At 50.7% G+C, this 22121-nt stretch carries 13 protein-coding genes; 8 read left to right on the forward strand and 5 right to left on the reverse strand.

The window, feature by feature from the left end:
* The first annotated feature begins 37 nt into the window (after positions 1-37).
* The 4 genes from B9K09_RS11885 to B9K09_RS11900 all read left to right on the forward strand — a co-directional run bounded on the left by B9K09_RS11885 (position 38) and on the right by B9K09_RS11900 (position 5492).
* On the forward strand, positions 38-1645 hold the full coding sequence (locus tag B9K09_RS11885) for a carboxyl transferase domain-containing protein (RefSeq protein WP_087516999.1): 1608 nt from the start codon (positions 38-40) through the stop codon (positions 1643-1645).
* A 71-nt stretch (positions 1646-1716) separates the two neighbouring features.
* On the forward strand, positions 1717-2517 hold the full coding sequence (locus B9K09_RS11890; RefSeq protein WP_087517000.1) for a gamma-carboxygeranoyl-CoA hydratase: 801 nt from the start codon (positions 1717-1719) through the stop codon (positions 2515-2517).
* Entirely contained in the window at positions 2514-4502 is a 1989-nt protein-coding gene (locus B9K09_RS11895) for an acetyl/propionyl/methylcrotonyl-CoA carboxylase subunit alpha (RefSeq protein ID WP_087517001.1), read from the forward strand. The genes B9K09_RS11890 and B9K09_RS11895 overlap by 4 nt, the downstream gene beginning before the upstream one ends.
* Positions 4503-4586: 84 nt before the next feature.
* Positions 4587-5492, forward strand: a complete 906-nt coding sequence (locus B9K09_RS11900) for a hydroxymethylglutaryl-CoA lyase (RefSeq protein ID WP_087517002.1) — start codon at positions 4587-4589, stop codon at positions 5490-5492.
* Between the two features lie 18 nt (positions 5493-5510).
* On the opposite strand, the gene B9K09_RS11905 is transcribed toward B9K09_RS11900, so the two are convergent.
* Positions 5511-6302: an IclR family transcriptional regulator gene (locus B9K09_RS11905; protein ID WP_087517003.1), complete on the reverse strand. Its 792-nt coding sequence runs from the start codon at positions 6300-6302 to the stop codon at positions 5511-5513.
* A gap of 273 nt (positions 6303-6575) precedes the next feature.
* Between B9K09_RS11905 and B9K09_RS11910 the strand changes: the two genes are divergently transcribed.
* The 3 genes from B9K09_RS11910 (at position 6576) to B9K09_RS11920 (ending at position 9379) form a co-directional block, all read left to right on the forward strand.
* The gene (locus tag B9K09_RS11910; RefSeq protein ID WP_087517004.1) at positions 6576-7916 is read left to right on the forward strand and encodes a short-chain fatty acid transporter; all 1341 of its coding nucleotides are present in this window, start codon (positions 6576-6578) and stop codon (positions 7914-7916) included.
* A 129-nt stretch (positions 7917-8045) separates the two neighbouring features.
* A complete protein-coding gene (locus tag B9K09_RS11915; protein WP_087517005.1) occupies positions 8046-8744 on the forward strand; it encodes a CoA transferase subunit A in 699 nt (232 codons plus the stop codon).
* 2 nt (positions 8745-8746) lie between these two features.
* Positions 8747-9379 carry a CoA transferase subunit B gene (locus tag B9K09_RS11920; protein ID WP_087517006.1) on the forward strand — a complete coding sequence of 211 codons (633 nt, stop codon included), beginning with the start codon at positions 8747-8749 and terminating at the stop codon, positions 9377-9379.
* Between the two features lie 112 nt (positions 9380-9491).
* Here the strand turns inward: B9K09_RS11920 and B9K09_RS11925 are convergent, their stop codons facing one another.
* Positions 9492-10706 (reverse strand): PilT/PilU family type 4a pilus ATPase, encoded by a 1215-nt coding sequence (locus B9K09_RS11925; protein ID WP_087517007.1) that lies wholly within the window; start codon positions 10704-10706, stop codon positions 9492-9494.
* 313 nt (positions 10707-11019) lie between these two features.
* Here B9K09_RS11925 and B9K09_RS11930 point away from each other — a divergent pair, with 313 nt between their 5' ends.
* The gene (locus B9K09_RS11930) at positions 11020-11298 is read left to right on the forward strand and encodes a peptidylprolyl isomerase (protein ID WP_087517008.1); all 279 of its coding nucleotides are present in this window, start codon (positions 11020-11022) and stop codon (positions 11296-11298) included.
* A 144-nt stretch (positions 11299-11442) separates the two neighbouring features.
* Here the strand turns inward: B9K09_RS11930 and B9K09_RS11935 are convergent, their stop codons facing one another.
* The 3 genes from B9K09_RS11935 to B9K09_RS11945 all read right to left on the reverse strand — a co-directional run bounded on the left by B9K09_RS11935 (position 11443) and on the right by B9K09_RS11945 (position 22076).
* Positions 11443-11841: a DUF1090 domain-containing protein gene (locus tag B9K09_RS11935; protein WP_087517009.1), complete on the reverse strand. Its 399-nt coding sequence runs from the start codon at positions 11839-11841 to the stop codon at positions 11443-11445.
* A 202-nt stretch (positions 11842-12043) separates the two neighbouring features.
* Entirely contained in the window at positions 12044-21286 is a 9243-nt protein-coding gene (locus B9K09_RS11940; RefSeq protein WP_087517010.1) for a calcium-binding protein, read from the reverse strand.
* Between the two features lies 1 nt (position 21287).
* A complete protein-coding gene (locus B9K09_RS11945) occupies positions 21288-22076 on the reverse strand; it encodes a hypothetical protein (RefSeq protein WP_157699351.1) in 789 nt (262 codons plus the stop codon).
* Positions 22077-22121: the final 45 nt, after the last annotated feature.

Below are 22121 nucleotides of genomic sequence, written 5' to 3' on the forward strand. Positions count from 1 at the left end.
TCGTTCAGCTCTGCACTATTTATTCGGAGTTCGCCTGATGGCTGTACTGCACACTCAGATCAATACTCGTTCGCCGGAGTTCGCTGCTAATAGCCGCGCCATGGCCGAGCAAGTCGATGCCCTGCACATGCTGCTCGCGCAGATTCATCAAGGCGGCGGAACCAAAGCGCAAGAGCGTCACACCTCAAGGGGCAAGCTACTGCCCCGCGACAGGATCAATCAATTGCTCGATCTCGGCTCGCCATTCCTGGAGATCAGCCAGTTAGCGGCCCATGAGGTTTACGGTGAAAACGTTCCGGCCGCTGGCATAGTGGCGGGCATTGGCCGCGTCGAGGGCATTGAGTGCATGATTGTCGCCAATGACGCCACCGTTAAAGGTGGCAGTTATTACCCGCTGACAGTTAAAAAGCATCTGCGGGCGCAAACCATCGCGCAACAGAACCGCTTGCCGTGCATTTACCTGGTTGATTCGGGCGGCGCCAACCTGCCCCGTCAGGATGAAGTATTTCCGGACCGCGAACACTTCGGACGGATTTTCTTCAATCAAGCCAACATGAGCGCCATGGGCATTCCGCAAATAGCCGTAGTAATGGGTTCGTGCACAGCCGGTGGGGCCTATGTGCCGGCCATGGCTGATGAAGCGATCATGGTGCGCAACCAAGCCACGATTTTTCTCGCCGGCCCACCACTGGTCAAAGCGGCAACAGGTGAAGTCGTCAGCGCCGAAGACCTTGGCGGCGCTGATGTGCACTGTAAAACCTCCGGGGTGGCTGATCACTATGCCGAAGACGATGCTCACGCCCTCGCCTTGTGCCGCCGCAGCATAGCCAATCTCAACTGGCGCAAGCTCGGGCAGGTCAATACCCGCGAACCGATTCTGCCGCTGTACGACAGCCAAGAGCTGTATGGCGTAATTCCAGTAGACGCCAAACAGCCTTTCGATGTTCGTGAAGTGATTTCACGCCTGGTCGATGGCTCGGTATTCGATGAATACAAAGCGCTGTTTGGCAGCACACTGGTGTGCGGCTTTGCGCATATTAACGGCTATCCGGTCGCGATCCTCGCCAATAACGGGATCTTATTCGCTGAATCGGCGCAAAAAGGCGCCAACTTTATCGAGCTGGCCTGCCAACGCGGAATTCCCTTGGTATTTCTGCAGAACATCACCGGCTTTATGGTCGGACAAAAATACGAAGCAGGCGGTATCGCCAAGCATGGCGCCAAACTGGTTAACGCGGTGGCCTGCGCCAAGGTGCCGAAATTCACGGTCATTATTGGCGGCAGCTTCGGTGCTGGTAACTATGGCATGTGCGGGCGCGCCTATGACCCGCGTTTTCTGTGGATGTGGCCCAATGCCCGAATCGGGGTAATGGGCGCCGAACAAGCGGCTGGGGTGTTGGTGCAGGTCAAGCGCGAACAAGCCCAGCGTGCGGGCGAAGAATTCAGTGCAGAACAGGAACAACAGCTGAAACAGCCGATCCTCGACCAGTATGAAACCCAAGGTCATCCGTATTATTCCAGCGCACGGCTGTGGGATGACGGAGTAATCGATCCTGCGCAGACCCGTGAAGTGCTTAGCCTGGCCCTGTCTGCCAGCCTCAATGCTGCCATTGAGCCGAGTACCTTTGGCGTGTTTCGCATGTAGCACGGCGATTGAGAGTGACTAAACCTGCTCGCGCAAATGCCCTGCTTCTACCTATTTAAAGAGTTAATCGTATGACTGACTTCAGCACCATCGAACTGGAAAAAGCCGCCAACGGCGCCGCCACGCTGTGGCTTAACCGACCGGAAAAGAACAACGCCTTCAATGCTGAAATGATCAGCGAGCTGATTCTCGCTCTGGATGATGTTCAGGCCGATAAATCCCTGCGCTTTTTGATCGTTCGTGGTCGTGGCAAACACTTCAGCGCCGGTGCGGATTTAGCCTGGATGCAAGCCAGTGCCTCCCTCGATTACAACGCCAACTTAAATGACGCCCGGGTGCTGGCTGAGCTGATGCACAACCTGTATCAGTTGAAGATCCCAACACTGGCGGTGGTGCAAGGCGCGGCATTTGGCGGCGCGGTCGGCTTGATCAGTTGCTGTGACATGGCCATCGGTGCTGACGACGCCCTGCTCAGCCTCAGCGAAGTGCGAATTGGCCTGGCACCCGCGGTGATCAGCCCGTTTGTAGTGCAAGCCATCGGCGAACGTGCCGCACGGCGCTTTGCTCTGACGGCGGAGCGTTTTAGTGGCGTCAAAGCGCAGCAACTTGGTCTGTTCGCCGAATGCTACGCCGCCAGCGAGCTTGATGCGCAAGCCGATGCCTGGAGCGCCAACCTGCTGCTCAACAGCCCGCAGGCAATGCGCGCCAGTAAAGATTTGCTCAAAGAAGTCGGTAGCGGCGTGTTAACTCCAGCGTTGCGTCGCTACACCGAAAATACGATTGCGCGCATCAGAGTCAGTGCCGAAGGACAAGAAGGCCTTAATGCGTTTCTGCAAAAGCGCACACCCGCCTGGCAGGAGCCGCAAGCATGAGCCAGAAGCTGAAAACCATCGACACCATTCTTGTCGCCAACCGTGGCGAAATTGCCTGCCGAGTGATGCAAACCGCCAAGCAATTGGGCCTGCGAACGGTTGCCGTGCACAGTTCCATTGATCGCAATGCGCGCCACGTGCGCGAAGCCGATGTGGCAGTCGATTTAGGCGGTGCCAAGCCTGCCGACAGCTATTTGCGTATAGACGCGATTATCGATGCGGCTAAAGCCAGCGGTGCACAAGCCATCCACCCCGGTTATGGCTTTCTTTCAGAAAACGCCGACTTTGCCCGCGCAATAGAAAACGCTGGGCTGATATTTCTCGGCCCGCCCGCCTCGGCGATTGATGCGATGGGCAGTAAATCCGCGGCAAAAGCGCTGATGGAGCAAGCTGGGGTGCCGCTGGTTCCCGGTTATCATGGCGCGGCACAAGATGTCGAAACCTTCTGCACCACAGCTGAAGTCATTGGGTATCCGGTGTTACTCAAAGCCACTGCTGGCGGTGGCGGCAAGGGCATGAAGGTGGTTGAGCAAGCGTCAGAAATGGCGGAGGCGCTGGCATCGGCGCAGCGTGAGGCGCAGTCATCCTTTGGCGACTCGCGCATGTTGATCGAGAAATACGTACTCAAGCCGCGTCACGTCGAAATACAGGTGTTCGCCGATCAGCACGGTAACTGCCTGTATCTGAATGAGCGCGACTGCTCGATTCAACGCCGTCACCAAAAAGTCGTTGAAGAGGCCCCTGCCCCCGGCCTATCGCCCGCTCAACGCCAAGCCATGGGTGAAGCGGCGGTCAAAGCCGCGCAAGCCATTGGTTATGTGGGCGCCGGCACTGTCGAGTTCTTGCTCGACGCCCGTGGTGAGTTCTTCTTTATGGAGATGAATACCCGCCTCCAGGTTGAACATCCGGTAACTGAAGCCATTACCGGGCTTGATCTGGTGGCCTGGCAGATCCATGTGGTCCGTGGCGAGCCGTTGCCAATCACCCAGGAACAAGTCCCGCTGAATGGCCATGCGATTGAAGTGCGTCTTTACGCCGAAGACCCGGCAAACGATTTTCTGCCTTCTACCGGCAAGCTGGCTATCTATCGTGAAGCGAGTGTTGGCGAAGGTCGCCGCATTGATTCAGGCGTTGCCGAAGGCGATGAAGTCTCACCGTTTTACGACCCGATGCTCGGCAAGCTGATCGCCTGGGGCGCCAACCGCGAAGAAGCCCGGCTGCGCTTGCTGGCCATGCTAAAACACACCCATATTGCCGGAGTACGCACCAACTTAGCGTTTTTACAGCGCGTACTGGGTCACCCAGCCTTTGCCGCTGCCGAGTTGGATACTGGATTTATTCCGCGCTATCAGGACGTGCTCTTGCCAGAGCCTAGCTCGCTGACCGATGCATTCTGGCAACTGGCTGCCGAAGGCTTTGTGCAGAGCCAAACACAGCGTGTGACTGCAGAAGACCCTCACTCACCTTGGGCCCAGCGCACCGGCTGGCGCGCTGGTTTCCCCTGCGAGGTTGATCTGCAACTTGTGTCTGGCGAGCAGCAACAATGCGTGCAACTGCGTAGCAGCGCACCTTCATTGCTGACGCTGAGTGACGAGCAGATGCTGGTTGAACGCAACGGTTTACGCACAGCACATTTGCTTATCCGCCGAGGCGCGAGCCTGTTTATTGAATGGGACGGCGAACTGCACCAAGTCGATAGATTTGACCCAATTGCTGCCGCGCAACGTAACCACGAACAACATGGCGGCCTGACCGCGCCCATGAATGGCAGCATCGTGCGCATATTGGTCGAACCGGGCACCAAGGTTGAAGCAGGTGCTGCGCTAGTGGTGCTGGAAGCAATGAAGATGGAGCACAGCATTCGCGCCCCACAAGCAGGCACAGTTAAAGCACTTTTTTGCGCGGAAGGTGAAATGGTCAGCGAAGGCACGGTGCTGGTAGAAATTGACCTTGATCAATCTGAAAGCACGCAACACAGCGCCTAACACTATAAATAAGATTAACAAAGAAACTTAACCTTATGTTTTTGTTAGTCTTTATTTGAAAAATTGGTTATGGAGTTCAGTTCAATGGCCCTGCCCCAACACGTTCGACTGGTTGAAGTTGGCCCACGCGACGGCTTACAGAACGAGAAGCAACCGATCAGCGTTGCCGATAAAGTTCGTCTGGTAGACGATCTGACCGAGGCAGGCCTTGGCTACATTGAAGTCGGCAGTTTTGTCTCGGCCAAGTGGGTGCCCCAAATGGCTGGCAGCGAAGACGTGTTCGCACAAATCCAGCAGCGTGCAGGCGTGACCTATGCGGCTCTGACACCAAACTTACGCGGCCTTGAGGGCGCGCTTGCAGCCGGGGTCAAGGAAGTTGCCGTATTCGCAGCCGCCTCCGAGTCGTTCTCACAAAAGAACATCAACTGCTCGATCAAAGACAGCCTCGAACGCTTTGAGCCTGTGATGCAGGCCGCTAATCAGCACGGCATTCGCGTGCGCGGCTATGTCTCCTGCGTGCTTGGCTGCCCCTATGAAGGTGAAATCGCGCCTGAACAAGTCGCCTGGGTGAGCAAGGCACTGTTTGACATGGGATGCTATGAAATATCACTTGGCGACACCATCGGCAAAGGCACAGCGGGCGCGACCCGGCACTTGCTGGAAACTGTTGGCCGCGAAATTCCGCGCAACCATCTGGCCGGACACTTTCACGATACTTACGGACAGGGCTTGAGCAACATCTATGCAAGTCTGCTCGAAGGTATAAGCGTGTTCGACAGCTCGGTTGCGGGCTTGGGCGGCTGCCCGTACGCCAAGGGCGCCACCGGCAATATCGCCACTGAAGATGTCGTCTATTTGCTCAACGGGCTGGGCATCGAAACCGGAATTGACCTAGCTAAACTGGCAGCCGCGGGCCAACGCATCTGCACCATTCTCGGTAAAGCCAATGGCTCACGAGCAGCCAGTGCTTTACTGGCCGCAGCAAACTGAAGCCTAGAGATGAATCGATTACGGTCTGGTATACCCCATACGCCAACTGATGGCTTCTGCGGTCTGTTTCAGGCGCTCAGCTGCCATCCCCGCCTCGTCTGCATCGAACACAGTGCCCGGACCCACTACGGTGAGCACCGCAGCAACGCGCCCGTAAGCATCGAACACCGGTGCAGACAAAGCATCAACACCTGGCATCAGCAAACCATGCACCGCATGCAGCCCCTGCTGGCGAACCTGTTGTAGATGCTGCTGGTATTTGGCGGTGTCAGCGAGCGGGTGATTGCTGTCGGCCTGCAATTCGTACTCACGCAGCTCCGCCGTCTCGACCTCGGGCAGATAGGCGGCAAAGGTCAAACCGGTCGCCGAGCTCAACAATGGCAAGACCGAACCGACTTGAGTCACCAGGGTCACGGCCCGGACAGCTTGTTGCAACTGCACCACGGTAGCGCCCTTGTTCGCCCAGATCGCCAAAAAACAGGTTTCGTTGAGTGCGTCACGTAGCTCGGCCAGTGGCACCGCCGCCACTTTGAGCACATCCATACTGGCCAGCGCCGCCAATCCAACCATCAAGGCTTCACGGCCGAGGGAATAATGATTAGTTACTTGGTCTTGTTGCGCAAAACCACTGGCGATCAGAGCCTGTAGATAGCGATGTACCTTACTCGCAGGCATCTGCACATGTTCCGCCAGGTTCGACAACGAAGTCGCTGGGCTCAGCTCAGCCAGCGCTTTGAGAATGTCAGTGCCGACCTCGGCTGAACGAACTTTCTGTTTGCCGGAGATTTCACGGTTCTGGAGCTTTTCCATTCAGTACTCAGTCGGCTTAATAACAGTGATCGTGGAAGCTTGACGCAAAATTATACACAAATTACGTTAATCAAAATCCAATTACGATTATAGCTGGATGGGCAACTCACTTAACCAATCAAGTGTAGTTCGAACACGCCAAGAAGCCCGACTTAGACCTTGTGCGTATAGCTTTTCAAGCATTACTCCGTAACACTAAGCACTATCCGTCAAACCCGCTGCAACAAAGAGCGCTATCTTGATTGCAGTCATAACAACAACATAGGACCGACCATGCTTTCATCAATTACTGCCTTGAGCGTAAAGCTTGTCCAGCGTTACCTGCCCTCGCCGTTTGTCTTCGCGATCTTGCTGAGTCTGATCGTACTGGTCGCCAGTATGCTCAGCACCGGTCAGGGTCTGCCGCAAATGGCCCAACACTGGGGCAGCGGTCTCTGGAATCTTTTGACCTTTGCCATGCAGATGGCGCTGATTTTGGTCACCGGCCATGCCTTGGCTAGCGCACCATTGGTGCACCGCTTACTCGGCGCCCTGGCTCGCATAGCGAAGTCACCGGGCCAAGCCATTGTATTGGTGACCTTGGTCGCATTGGCTGGCGCGTGGATCAACTGGGGTTTTGGTCTGGTGATTGGCGCAGTTTTCGCCCGTGCTCTGGCACGTGAGGTCAAAGGCGTTGATTACCCGCTGCTGGTCGCATCTGCTTATTCCGGCTTCCTGATCTGGCACGGTGGTCTGTCCGGCTCGATTCCACTGTCGCTGGCCACTGGCGGCGCTGACCTGTCACGTATGACCGGCGGCGTGGTGACCTCGGCGATTGGTGTTGCCGATACCCTGTTCACGCCGATGAACCTGACCATTATTGCCCTGCTGGTTATCGGCCTGCCCCTGCTCAACCGAGCGATGCATCCAGCTGAGCCTAAAGTCGCAGACCCAAGCCTTTTGGTCGATGCTGAAAAACCGGCCTTGCCACGTGAAACGCCAGCCCAACGCCTGGATGACAGCCGCATTCTTAACCTGATCATCGTCGCATTAGCAGCCATCTACTTCGCCTACTACTTCGCCAGCAATGGTTTTGCCCTCAGCCTGAACATCGTTATCGGCCTGTTCTTGTTTATTGGCTTGTTCCTGCATGGCTCGCCAGAGCGTTACATGCGTGCGGTACAGGAAGGCATTGGTGGCATCAGTGGCATTGTTATTCAGTTTCCGTTCTACGCCGGGATCATGGGCATGATGGTCGGCGCAAACGCTGATGGCATCTCGCTCGGCAAACTAGTGACCGACGCTTTCGTCACTTGGTCAAACGCCGACACCTTCCCGGTACTGGCATTCCTCAGTGCAGGCTTCGTCAACGTGTTCGTACCGTCCGGTGGCGGTCAGTGGGCTGTCCAAGGCCCAATCATGTTGCCTGCAGGCCAGGCCCTAGGTGTGACACCTGCGGTGACCGCGATGGCCATTGCTTGGGGCGACGCCTGGACCAACATGATCCAACCCTTCTGGGCTTTGCCGTTGCTCGGCATTGCTGGCTTGGGCGCTCGTGACATCATGGGCTATTGCCTGCTGATGCTGGTTTATTCGGGCATCGTTATCTCAGGCTGCTTGTACTTCTTCGGCTAATGAAGCGCTTTAGAGGACTGCAGCAAAGGTCGGTGAGTTACTATTAAATGTCGCTTGAGATCAAGACGGCGCCGCCCGGTTAGCGTTTACTCAAGGATATAGCCGGGCACTCATTAAGGAGTTATTCAGATGAATAAAATTTACCCCTGCGCCCAAGAGGCTCTAGCCGGATTGATTGAAGACGGCATGACCTTGGCGGTCGGCGGTTTTGGCTTGTGCGGTATTCCCGAGGCACTCATTGCAGCCCTGCGCGACACAGGCAAAAGCCAGCTTACGGTGATTAGTAACAACGCTGGAGTCGACGGCTTTGGTCTGGGTCAACTGCTTGAAACCCGGCAAATCCGCAAGATGATTTCCTCCTACGTTGGCGAAAATAAAGAGTTCGAGCGTCAATACCTCGCGGGCGAGCTTGAGCTGGAGTTCACCCCGCAAGGCACTTTGGCTGAAAAGCTGCGCGCCGGCGGCGCCGGAATCCCCGCGTTCTACACCAAGACGGGCTACGGCACGCTGGTCGCCGAAGGCAAAGAAACACGTGAGTTTGATGGCGAGTGGTACGTGATGGAGCGCTCACTGACAGCCGATATCGCCTTGGTCAAGGCCTGGAAAGCTGATAAGTCTGGCAATCTGGTGTTCAACAAGACAGCACGCAACTTCAACCCGCTGGCGGCAGCGGCTGGCAAGGTTTGCATTGTCGAAGTAGAGGAAATCGTCGAAACCGGCGAGCTTGAGGCTGATCACATCCATCTGCCCGGCATCTACGTACAGCGTCTGGTGATTAACAACTCACCCGAGAAACGCATCGAACAACGCACACTGCGGAGCGCTTGATCATGGCTTGGACACGTGAACAAATGGCGCAACGCGCCGCACAAGAACTCAACGATGGTTTCTACGTAAACCTCGGCATCGGTCTGCCCACACTGGTCGCCAATTACATCCCGCAAGGCATGGATGTGTGGCTGCAAAGCGAAAACGGCCTGATGGGGATTGGCCCCTTCCCAACTGAAGCTGAAATCGATCCGGACTTGATCAACGCTGGCAAACAAACCATCACCACCCTGCCCGGCAGCGCCTTTTTTGACAGCGCGGCAAGCTTTGCGATGATTCGTGGCGGTCACATCAACCTGTCGATTCTGGGCGCGATGCAGGTCTCGGAAAAAGGTGATCTGGCCAACTGGATGATTCCTGGCAAGATGGTCAAAGGCATGGGCGGCGCCATGGATTTAGTCGCTGGGGTCAAGCGCGTGGTGGTACTGATGGAGCACACCGCTAAAGGCGGCGCCCACAAGATTCTACCCAACTGCGACTTGCCACTAACCGGTGTTGCTGTGGTTGACCGCATCATTACCGACCTTGCGGTGCTTGATGTTACCGAACAAGGCATGCGCGTCGTTGAACTGGCCGATGGCGTCAGCTTTGAAGAACTGCAAGCCGCTACCGGCTGTACATTATTGCGTGATTGAACATTGTTGCGCGACTGAGCAGCCTCGACCTGAAAGCAAAAAGCCCGGCGTGACCGGGCTTTTTGTTGCGCTGCTTAAATACCGGCTTAAGTAGACTCGCGGTTTTCGGGCATTAAATACCTTGTCTGCCCGGATCTTCCGGCGGGGTTTCCACCTCAATGTCTTCAAGCTTCAACTCAAGCCCCCAATCAGCTGCATCAGCAGTCGGGGCTGGTTTTGCTTGCACAACTGGCGCAGCTGCCGGGCTGGCTGCAGGTGCAGCCGGTGTTTCGCGATAGAGTTTTAGCTTGAGCCGGACGTTATTTGCAGAATCGGCGTTTTTAACCGCCTCTTCCTCGTCAATTGCGCCTTGATTAACCAAGTCGATCAACGCTTGGTCAAACGTCTGCATGCCCAGATTTTTCGATTTCTCCATGATTTCTTTGATCTCGGAGAACTCATTGCGCTTGATCAGATCACGTATCGTCGGCGTGCCCAACAGCACCTCTACAGCAGCACGACGCTTACCGTCCGTGGTTTTGACCAAGCGCTGCGAAACGAACGCTTTGAGGTTGTTACCCAAGTCATTCAGCAACTGCGGCCGCCGGTCTTCTGGGAAGAAGTTAATAATCCGGTCTAGCGCCTGATTGGCGTTGTTGGCGTGCAAGGTGGAAATCGCCAAGTGACCGGTATCAGCGAACGCCAGCGCATGCTCCATGGTTTCACGGTCACGAATTTCACCAATCAAAATCACATCAGGTGCTTGGCGCAGGGTGTTTTTAAGCGCCGCATGAAAACTGCGCGTGTCTACGCCGACTTCTCGCTGATTGATGATCGACTTCTTGTGCCGGTGAACGTATTCAACCGGGTCTTCAATGGTAATGATATGTCCGCCACTGTTGCGATTGCGGTAATCAATCAAGGCTGCCAGCGAGGTCGATTTACCTGAGCCGGTGCCGCCGACAAATAGCACCAAACCACGTTTTTCCATCACCGTGCTGAGCAGTACTTCTGGCAACTTCAGGTCTTCAAACTTGGGAATATCCAGCTTGATGTTTCGTGCCACGATCGACACTTCATTGCGCTGTTTGAAGATATTGATCCGAAAGCGTCCCACGCCCGGCACAGACATCGCCAAGTTCATTTCCAGCTCACGCTCGAACTCTTCACGCTGAGCAACGTCCATGATGGCGTCAGCCACCGCCGCAATGTCGCCAGGCTTTAACGGCTCTGCGCTCAACGCCTTGAGCATGCCGTTGAATTTGGCGCAAGGCGGAGCCCCCGTCGACAGGTACAAGTCAGAGCCATCTTGGCTGGCGAGAGTTTTGAGTAACGATTGAATGTCCATATACACATCCGTAAGACAGGTTCTTTAACAATAGGCGAGTTTTAGAGCGGATAAATCTAAGGTATCTCTGAAAAGCTACTGCGCTCGATATTACTGCGTTAGAAAATTGCTCAAAATGCTCATTTACAGCCCGTAAAGTCGAGCGCGACCTCGGTCGTTTTTCGCAGTTTTTTGTCTTGTACTATCTTCGCTCGCTACATTTTTCAGAGGATCCCCAATGAGCCTGCGCCCAGATTCACCGCTCTTCGTATGCCTTTCAGTGATTTGCTAAATACTGGCACAATGCGCCGCAAGAACTTGTGAGGAACCGCCCATGGCTAAAGCAATGGCGAAACATATTTTGGTGAAAACCGAGGCCGAGGCCGCTCAACTGAAAAAACGCCTGGCTGCGGGCGAAGCCTTTGACGTACTGGCGCGCAAGTATTCCACCTGCCCTTCCGGCAAACGTGGAGGTGACTTGGGTGAAGTTCGCCCCGGACAAATGGTCCGCGCGATCGATCAAGTGATCTTCAAGAAGCCGCTGCGCGAAGTACATGGGCCGATCAAAAGCCAGTTTGGTTATCACCTGGTTCAGGTGTTTTACCGCGACTAAACAGCACGGCTAACAAAAATGCCTGCTAATTAGCAGGCATTTTTGTTAGCCGCAGACGATTAAAGCTTCAGCCGGTAGCGCAATCAGCTTTCAAAATTGGTTAGCCTAGCCGCTAAGCCTAATGAGTAAGGCAATCTGATCGAGCTATTTATCCAGCTCTTTCAGCGCCTCATTCAGCTCCTCATGGGCCTCAGCCAGCTTCTCTTTGCGCTTGTTGATCTTCTCGATATCGCCTTTCTTCATGGCTTGTTCAAGATCTGCTTTGCGCTCACTGACTTCGTGCTTTGCATCAAGCACATCTTCTTCACGGCTTTTCTTCAGCGACTCATCGGTGCAATGCTCAGTCACTTCGCTGAGCGCCTTTTCCAGGCCAGCTTGCTGACTGGTATTGCCGTGAGATTTAGCGAATTCAATCTGCTCGATGATGTTTTGTTTCTTGGCGGCGCAACCCTTTAGGGCTTCAGAAGCCTCTTCAGCAGCCATCACGGGCACGGCCAACAGGCTGCAAAGACTCAACATAGCGAAGGGAGTAAGAAATTTCATAAAAAATCCATCTACGATAACAATAGGTTCGATGCGGCAACTGGGTGGTGCGCATTGCCGATAAGGATAATGCTAACAGGCTCAGGTTAGTTGAGGGGTGTCAGCTCGGCAGCATGTTTGTTTATATTTCCGGCTGTTGATGTAGGTCAGTACATAAACAAACAGCCCGCCATTACGGCGGGCTGTTTGATATCACTTTAACCTACTGCCAGTTTGCTGCGATGACCGCATTAAGTTGATCACGTTGCACCTGACTCAGGTTGATTTCCCCACCCGCCGGTGCGCCAAAGGCCGCCATGGCACTAACGAGGTTATCGACCTGGTTGGCGTACAAAGTCGAGCCACCTGCTTGGACGGCATCCAGACGCTGGGCCGAACTTGCATACCAATCCTGCACTGTAACGCTGTCTTCCGAGCCGACGACATCGATCACCAGACTATCGCCCTGACGCGATAACCACAGTTCATCACGAACAATACCTTCGATGCTGAGCATGTCGTTGTCTGCCGGAGTGTTAGACAAGTTGTTGATGCTGTCTTGACCATCACCTGCAGCAAAATGGTATGTGTCGTTACCATCACCGCCGAGCAGATAGTCATTACCCGTACTACCTCGTAGTTCGTCGTTACCGGCACCACCATCAATCAGATCAGCATCGGACGAACCAATGATGTTCTGATCAGCCGCCTGCCCCGCCAGAATGGTGCCGAAGGCACGCTCATCAGGTAAGTTCTGGTAGTCAGGCGAGCCGTTGGTGTCAGGGTTATTGAGACCAAACGCGCCGAACAACTGCGCAGCAGTAAGTTGGCCCCCTGATGAGAAACTGATGACATCAACGACGTGATCGCCACCCAAGAACCAGTTTTTCAGAGTTACCTGATCACTGCCACCACTGACCTTTAGGACAAGATCATTACCGCTTTTCATCAGGCCGCTTGAGACTTGGTTGAAGGCAATACCGTCAAAGTGCAGAGTGTCGAAACCTCCACCGATGTTATCGATTAAGTCTTGACCGCCACCGGCTGCGAACACATAGGTGTCATCACCACGACCGCCAACCAGTGTGTCATTATCTATACCGCCGTTGAGGGTATCGTTGCCGTTGCCGCCTTCTAAACGATCATTACCGGCGGCGCCAGAAAGCTGGTCATTGCCATTGAATCCTTGCAGTAAGTCATGCAGAGCTGCGCCATTTAATCCAGCATCACCGCCACTTGTACCCTGCACAACATTGTCAAACGCAACTGGTGCTGCCGGCATAGCTAGACCAAATGCCCCGAAAATTTGAGCTGCCGTTAACTGCCCACCAGTTTCGAAGCTCATGGTTTCAACCAAATTATCACCCCCTAAAAAGAAGTCTTTCAGGGTAATCTGGTTGGCGGTGCTGCCGTCGACTTTGAGGATGAGATCATTACCTGACTTGCCCAAGCCAGAAGCCACTTGATTGAAGGTAATACCATTAGCAAATTGCAGGGTATCGATGCCACCCAACTCTTCAAGAGCGTCCTGTCCAGCAGTGTAAATATAGGTATCGTCCTCGACACCACCCAACAACCGGTCATTACCTGCTCCGCCTATCAACGTGTCGTTTCCAGCACCACCAATCAACACATCATTAGCGAGTGTTCCGATAAGCACATCATCACCACCAACGCCTGCGACGGGAGGCTGCTCGCCACCACCTGGATTGGTGCCACCATCACCCGGATCTTCACCATCTCCAGGATTACCGCCATCACCCGGCTCACCAGTGCTGCCACCAGGTAGCGTTGTCAGCAGGCCGGCAATTTGAGCGGTAGTGATATAGCTACCACCATCGGGCTGAATATAATCAATGGAGAAATCCCCGCCAAGAAAGTGATTAGTCACTTTTATCTGCTGCTCAAGATCGCCATCCACCAAAATCAGCAGATCATCACCATCGCGGTGGAAGCTAATCCGAGTGCGTGCGATACCCATAAAGAAGGCACCGTCGAAACCGCCGCCAGTGTTGTCAATAACATCAACGCCACCGTTAGCACGATAATAGTACTGATCATCGCCTGTACCAGCAGTTAGCTGGTCATCTCCGTCCTCACCATCGAGCACGTCGTTACCAATGCCGCCTATCAGAGAGTTCGAAGCGGCGTTTCCCGTTAGCACGTTATTAAGCGCATTACCGGTTCCACTTAGAGCAGTCGCGCCCGTCAGAGTAAGATTTTCGATATTATTACCCAGAGTCAGGGTGACACTAGACTCTATAGTATCGATACCCTCACTGACGTTTTCGGTGACTACATCCGAGGTTGTATCAACCACATAGGTATCATCTCCAACGCCACCTTGCATCGTGTCGCCTCCGGCGCGGCCATCTAGACGATCATTACCGCCCCCACCAACTAACGTATTTTTGCCGCTATTGCCGATTAAAATATTATCGAGCGCATTACCGCTACCATTAATCGCAGACGAACCATTCAACGTTAGATTCTCGAGGTTATCACCCAGAGTGAAAGTAACGCTTGTCTCGACAGTATCGATCCCTTCGTTGACGTATTCGGTCACAACGTCGGTTGCGCGCTCAACCACATAGGTGTCATCACCTAAACCGCCGAGCATGGTATCAACGCCGACCTTACCGTCGAGACGGTCACTACCTGCGCCACCTATCAAGATGTTTGCACCGCTATTACCGACCAATACGTTATCAAGTTCGTTACCGGTGCCGTTGATCGCCGCACTACCGGTGAGCAACAAGTTCTCAACGTTGGCAGCCAGTGTCAGAGAACGACTCGCTTCAATAGTATCAATACCACCGTTGCGCCCTTCAACTACGATATCAGCAAGGTTATCTAGTACATAGGTGTCGTTACCTTGGCCTCCAATCATGAGATCAACTCCCGCCCCCCCATTCAGGCGATCATTTCCGTTACTACCCTGCAATGTATCATTGCCACCAGAGCCACTCAGAGTGTCATTACCAAAGCTACCCTCTAGTTCATCACTATCACTTGTTCCGGTTAGCGTTAAATTTTGTGTTGTAGTAACTAGAACACTAGCCAGCTCCGTCCTACTATTAACCCCGTCAGAAACAACATACTCAAATTGAGTGTAACCCAAAACACCGGCCTCAGGCGTAACGGTAATCTTTCCACTTAAACTATCAAAACTAATACTGATCCCCCATACACCCGCAACTGAAACCAATTCAAATCCATCATTGCTTGGATCGAAATCATCATGTAAAAGATTTGAAGCGTAAATAACTAAAGAGCCAGAATTTGACACCTCATATGTCTTGCTGATTTCAATTTCAACATGACCTATAGAGTTTTCAATACGGTCTGACAAAGTATAATTGAACGAAGCCAGTCCCGTAAAACCGGTGTCTGGGACAAAAACGATGAGCCCATCACTATTTAGAAAAACCTGGCCATTTACTGCATCACCAACAGCCGACACAGCCAAACCCCAGTTATAATTAGGTTTAGGCACCTCAACATCACTGTCATTAGATAGCAGCTCTATATCTTGGACAAATAACAAGATCCCCTCCGAGGCTGCAAATGTATCAGTCGCCGCAACCGGAGGAGCCTCACTCAAATGAATCCCACTTAGTATTTCTTCTGCAGTAAAAATCTCATTACCAACATGAACAAAACTATTAGCATATTTATTATTGTACCCACCTGCTGGCAGTGCCAAAAAATTCTTCAAAGTAATGGCATCTGATGAATCAGAGAACCTCAAAATAGCATCCAGTCCGGCTCGACTAAAACCAACATTATCGGATGAATATCCACCAACCTTGATATTCACACCCGAGGAATTAGAATAACTTAAATCAACGGTATCTGAGCCATCACCCTGTTCAAACAGAATAGTTTTTTCTCCACCTCCTCGTATTTCTACAAGGTCATTTCCAAGCCCACCAACAATAAGGTCATCTCCATCTCTTACAGTAAATGTATCATCGCCGCCTAAACCATATACAGCATCATCACCAGCTTGAACGATAAATACATCGCCTTGCATAGATCCAATTAGAAAATCATCACCAATAGCACTATCACCAAGAAAATATCCACCGTCGGAAATGCGCCCATACTGACCAAGCGTATCGGCATTCGGGCTGTAACTAGTAGAGTAATACAGTACATCACGCCAAGTGTAATCATCGGTTATCTGCCGTGCATCTAAATAGACGCCCGTCAAGTCTGTTTCGATAATATCTTTTACTTGCCCCCCTGCAAAATCCAACGAAAATCGTTCTGCCTTATTTATAGCCGTTTCGGTAGAATTTAAATAAAAATTATTTACTGTAATTTTGTCGGAATAATCCGTCAAACTGATCATAACCAAACTATTACCAGAACGAAGATAGCTAAATCCGGACTGATTAAATTCACTACTAAATTTAATGTGTGCAAAATCATACTTGTCAGAGCCAGACCCAGTCGAATATATAATATCCACCTGACCTGAATCCACAGTCACCCAATCATCTCCTAGCCCCGCATCAACAACATCCCCATTATCAACCTGAATATAATCGTTACCAGCCCCTCCATAAATAAGATCTTGTCCCGCACGCCCAAATATTGTGTCATCACCAGCGTCGCCATAAATAGTGTCATCTCCAGACCCACCATCTATGAAATCATTTCCATCAAGCCCATAGAACGTTGTAGCTTGGTCAGTCAGCGCACCCAAAGTATCATTGCCTGAAGTGCCACTTAGCACACGTAAATTTTCATTAATCCATGCTGGAGTCCAAACGGTTCCGTCGATAAACTCAATACGTTGTAGTGAGGGTGTCCCAGTAGAAAACCAACCAGATAAAATCACGCCATCTGTAGCCCCTTTGATATTAACTCTTAAATCTTGAGCACCATCTGCTGAAAACTCAATGTCAGCAGGGCTTATCCCATCAATAAATTTAAGCGTATTTACACTACCATCATTTGTTTCATAAATTGTGTCTACACTCTGGCCTCTTGCATATAGGTATACATCGGCGCCATCGCCACCAGACAACGTATCATCTCCACTGTTTCCTTGCAGTGTATCGGCTAGGTTACTACCGACCAAATCATCGGCATCCGCACTACCAATTAAATTAAACCCCGCCCCTAACAAATCTTCATAGCTAAGACTCGACCCATCAAAAAAATCGAAGTAACCTATTATTCGTGAATTTAATACATCAGTATTATCGAAGCCATGAACTATTAGTTTTCCCGGCGCACTTCCAGCAATTATAATTTCAAGGGTATTGCCGGCCCCTATCGCCAGACTGATATCTTGCTGCTGAATTCCGCTTCCAAAAAAAACTCTGTTTTCAGCAAGAACTGGACCACCTAACGAATAGCCAAATCTAGGATCGCTATCATAAATATGATCGATACCATCTCCACGCTCATATCTGTAGACGTTGCCACCACCAGCGCCGGTTAAAGTATCATCCCCGCGCCCACCACGAAAAAAAGAGTTTCCTTGGGTAGCGGTTAATTTATTATCCACAGCACTACCTACTAGATTCGCGCCAGCGGATGCTGAGTTCAAATTTATTTCATCTTTACTATGATTGGCATAAGCATCATCTAGACCAATAGAACTTCCATCTGAAAATTTCAGCGTCTTTATTCCACCTGACAATCCGTCGGCCAGTATCACTTCATCACTTTGGCTATATTGCAAAGACACATAACTATTTGAGTACTGTATGAAGTTCAAATCTTTAAGGCTAACGCCATGACCAAACTCAAGTGTATTGGCACCTTCACTATCCTGAATCGAGTCGGTCCGCTCGCTGTCCCCTAGATTGAAGACATATGTGTCGTCTCCTGCACCACCCGATAAATAATCAAGCCCTGCACCGCCAACTATTCTGTCGTTTCCTTCAACACCATAAATCTCATCATCACCACTGCCTCCTTCTAACGTGTCGTGGCCTTGATCACCTACTAATATGTCGTTGCCCTCACCACCGTACAGAGCATCATGTCCAAGGCCGCCCCACATAGTGTCGTTACCTGTACCCCCAAAGAGAGTGTCATTACCCGTAGCACCCAGGGAGTTGTCTCCTATCACTTGATCGTCACCGTCGCCCCCATGAAGAACATCACTACCCTCACCACCGAACAAAGTGTCGTTACCTGCACCGCCATCCAGCACATCATCCCCATCCTGGCCAACTAGTGTGTCCATGCCTTCATTTCCACTCAGGTAGTCGCTATCATCTCCGCCTTGTAATTCATCATTCCCAATCCCACCCTTTAGTGTATCCTTACCATTACCAGCGATTAATAAATCGTTATCAGCGCCACCATCTAAATAATCATCACCGCCTCCAGAATTAAGAGTATCTTTGCCAGATTCGCCGAATAACATATCATTACCAACAAAAATCGTATTACTTAGCTCTTCTAAATCACCGTAAAGAATATCGTCGTCTTCCCCTCCGTAAATAACATCATGCCCACCACCACCTATGACATAATCATTACCACCATCTCCAAAAATAGTGTCATCGCCATGCATGGCATCGGGAAGAATTACATAATTCTGTACTAGCTGACTTGATACTCCAGCATAGACTTCTTTGAGTTCACGATCACCAATTAAACGATCATCACCGCTTCCCCCAGAAATTAAATCTGACCCCGCCTCACCACTAATCCAGTCATTCCCATCACCGCCATAGATATAGTCACCGTAAGTTGAGCGGTCCTCAGAGAAATCAGACTGCAATCGAATACTAAAATCTGGCCACCAAGTTGATGAATTATAATATTCAACTAAATATCCATCTCCAAATACCCAGTCATCCCCGGAGCCGCCGGAGATTTGGTCTTGACCCGAACCACCAGTAAGGCTATCAGCACCAAGCCCTCCTATAATTTCATCATCACCACCTCCGCCGCTGACCTCATCATCTCCGTCCCCGGCATCGACAAAATCATTCGAGCTACCGCCACTATCTAAGCTGTTATATTCTTCGGCCAATATAGTGTCCCGACCTTCGCCCCCTAAAATATAATCACGGCCTAACCCACCAGACAGGATATCACTGGCACCTCTTCCATCAATATAATCATCACCAGCCATACCACTGATCACGTCGGTTGAATAACTACCGCCATATAAATAGTCATTTTTATTACCACCCTCAAAATCTACAAGGTATATTTCGTCAAGCTCATTAAGCACAAATGACTGTTCATTCAAATACGACTGATCTAGACTATTACCTAAATCATCATATTTCGAAGCTGAACTCTCTCGATCTTCAAATTTACTTTCTACGTGATAATCTTCAGCATAGATCTCTCCATCGCCTCCTCCATCGAGCTTTTCAGCATAGTAGGCTTGGCCTAACACGTAAGAATTGATATCAAGTACAAATGCACCGCCACCTACTGAAGGACTGACTGGCTCGACATTCAGGTACGCTCCAAAGCTCAAATCAAGCGCTCCAGGCGTATAATTTTCAATAAGTACTTTATCGCTGCCCCCATAACTAATTAAAAGACTTTTATAGCCTTGCTGTGCATCAACAAGAGTAAAGAATACTCCCTCATTCCGCCACGCACTTATGCTAAGTCCTTCTTTATTACCAACTTGTATTGATTGCCCGTTAATCTTTAGGGATCCAATCCCATCAGTATCAACAATACAGTCAAACCCATCTCCACTTCTGAACTCATAAATATCACGCCCCCCCCCCCCATAGAGAAGATCATTGCCACTACCACCTATGATCTCATCATCGCCATTCCCACCCGAAATCGTATCCCTACCGTCTCCACCATCAAGTTGGTCGTTGCCGATACCACCTTCGAGATAGTCGTGTCCGGCATCGCCTTTCAGAGTGTCATTGCCGCCCATGCCGTAGAAGCGGTCATTCCCAATTTGGCCTTCAAGCGTGTCGGTAGCATCACCACCGAAGTACACACGGTGAACAAGTGGCTGAAATTCAACAAAAGGATCAGGCAGAACTAAGACCTCTTGTCCAGAGGCAAAATCTCGGTAGTCAAAACCATCTTTTGCGGCATAGTTGGTAACTTGTTGATTCTCGCTGATAGTCCACTTAGTGATCAGGCCACCCAACATCTTGGAGCGATCAGCTACCCACTCTTGAGTAAGCGAGCCTAGGCCGGTGCTTTCGTTATAAAGTTCTAGCTGTACCGCCAAGCTAGCGTAATTTGCACCAATGACCGCATAAGGCTTCAACTCTAGCAGAGCACGCCGCACGGCCAGGCCTTCATCATTGCCGTATAAAGCCAACTCTGTCGTCGATCCAGAAGTTTGGCCTACCATGTCACGAATACCAAATTTATTTTCGAATGAAGTGTCGGCGACCATTAACTGCGCATTGATAAATGAGTCTCTAAGATCGCCCTCGCGACTTGCAATGCTATTAGAATTTAACAATGCACGAACATCATCTATAAAATCGCGAGCATATTCTTCTTTTGTTGCCGCACTGGCGATACTCTTCAAAGTGGCGAGCGTTTCATCACTACCTATACCACCCAGCAAATATCCCAGAACATAGCCGCCCGTACTCGAGTAATCGAACGGATTATTTGCCTCATTAAATGCATTTACAGATAATCCAATACCAGAGCCCGCATCACCGAAAGCCAGATCAAATGCCATCTCACTACTTTCATCTCCAAGACGAAACAAAGCAAAAACCTGGCCTTGCTCATCCTTAAATACCTCGATACTCTCTTCACCGATACTCACTGTTTCGGTGCTACCCCCATCAGCAGCAATAATTACTGCTTGTTTATATGAAATACCAAATTGCACACCAGAATTAGTAACTTCTGAAACTGCTGCCTTAAGTACAATATTCAGGGCATCAGAATGAACATATTTCTGAGCTGACTCTATGTTTTCAGTCAATGCATAATGTGCAGCTAAAAAAAACCGTCCTGGGAATAACGCCTGCAGCGCTGGGTCTTCCATACCGTTCGCTCTCAACCAAGCCTCATCAGCGTTCAGATAAGCTCCCAATTCAGTCGGCGGCTTGTATGACACCACTCCATTTTCGTCAGTTTCTTGAATGAAACCTGAAATTTCATGTGTGATAATTACAGTCGAAAAATCGACTATAGAGTAATCAGGGTACACTCCGGGGTATGCGATTTGCAGTAACGCATTTGCATTAATTGCTGGCCCACCAATTAATGATCCACTGCCCGTCGATATCTGAGCCGTATTCAAAAATGCCATATTCCCGGTCTTTTCGGCCAACAACAGGTAGGCCGCACCTCTGTCTCCGGCAGCAATGTAGGCCAGCACTTTGTCCATATCAGTCTGTGATATATTTGTATAATTATCCGGATTATCATCAAGTATATGGGGCGCTATACGATCAGGCAGTGCCAATTCCGACCAGAAGTCAACAAGTTCTCCGAACACTGACGGCAATAGTTCAAAAACCTGATTCATATCACTTCCCCTCTGTAGAGATTAATATTCCATTTAAATAGCCAGTAATTTTTTTATCGAGCGAAACCAATTTGCCATTGAGGAAAAATTTTGAATTAATAGCATACTCAACACGCCCCCCCATCGCCAAGTCAGAATGAACCGTACAGCCACGTAATCTTAGCACCCCATCAACTCCCAAATACTGATGACAATCAATTATCTTATTTGGATTTGCCTTAGGCACATACAAGGCACGACGTATTACACCACAAGTAATCCTCTGGACTTCAGTAGCTTTCTTACTTACAAGCGCAACGATTGACGGGCAAGAAATATTGTCATATTTATCATAACCAACAACATCACTCACAACTGCCGCATACTTCCCCCAATGGGAGTACCATTTAAGCTTAGACTCAAGCTCATTCAAAGCAGAGTAATATATACGCACGTTATTATCACTACCTATCAGATAGTTGCCAGCCTCACTCCCATGTTCATATATACTTTCAGCTTTTGCATCAGACACAAACAAACCAATAGTAACCTCAGTACCATACCCATACTTCTCTGTAGGCATACCAATCGAATGATCAAGCGCCCTGACATAAAACGCAATTCTATCTGGATCAGGAGCAGTGCACCTGCTCCCAACTTTGGGTTTAGCACATGATACTTCCACCAACCCTTTGGACACACCAACCACCCTGTAGTTAGAGCTAGTTCCTTTGTTGCCTAACACCCAGACAATCATCAACACAATTAGAACAAGATAAAACACCAATAAAAATCTGGATTTAATTATCATCCACTCAAGCCTCATAATACTAGTTTTCCGGACAGACTATTACTT

Origin of the sequence: Pseudomonas sp. M30-35 (assembly GCF_002163625.1) — a bacterium.
Lineage (GTDB): Bacteria > Pseudomonadota > Gammaproteobacteria > Pseudomonadales > Pseudomonadaceae > Aquipseudomonas.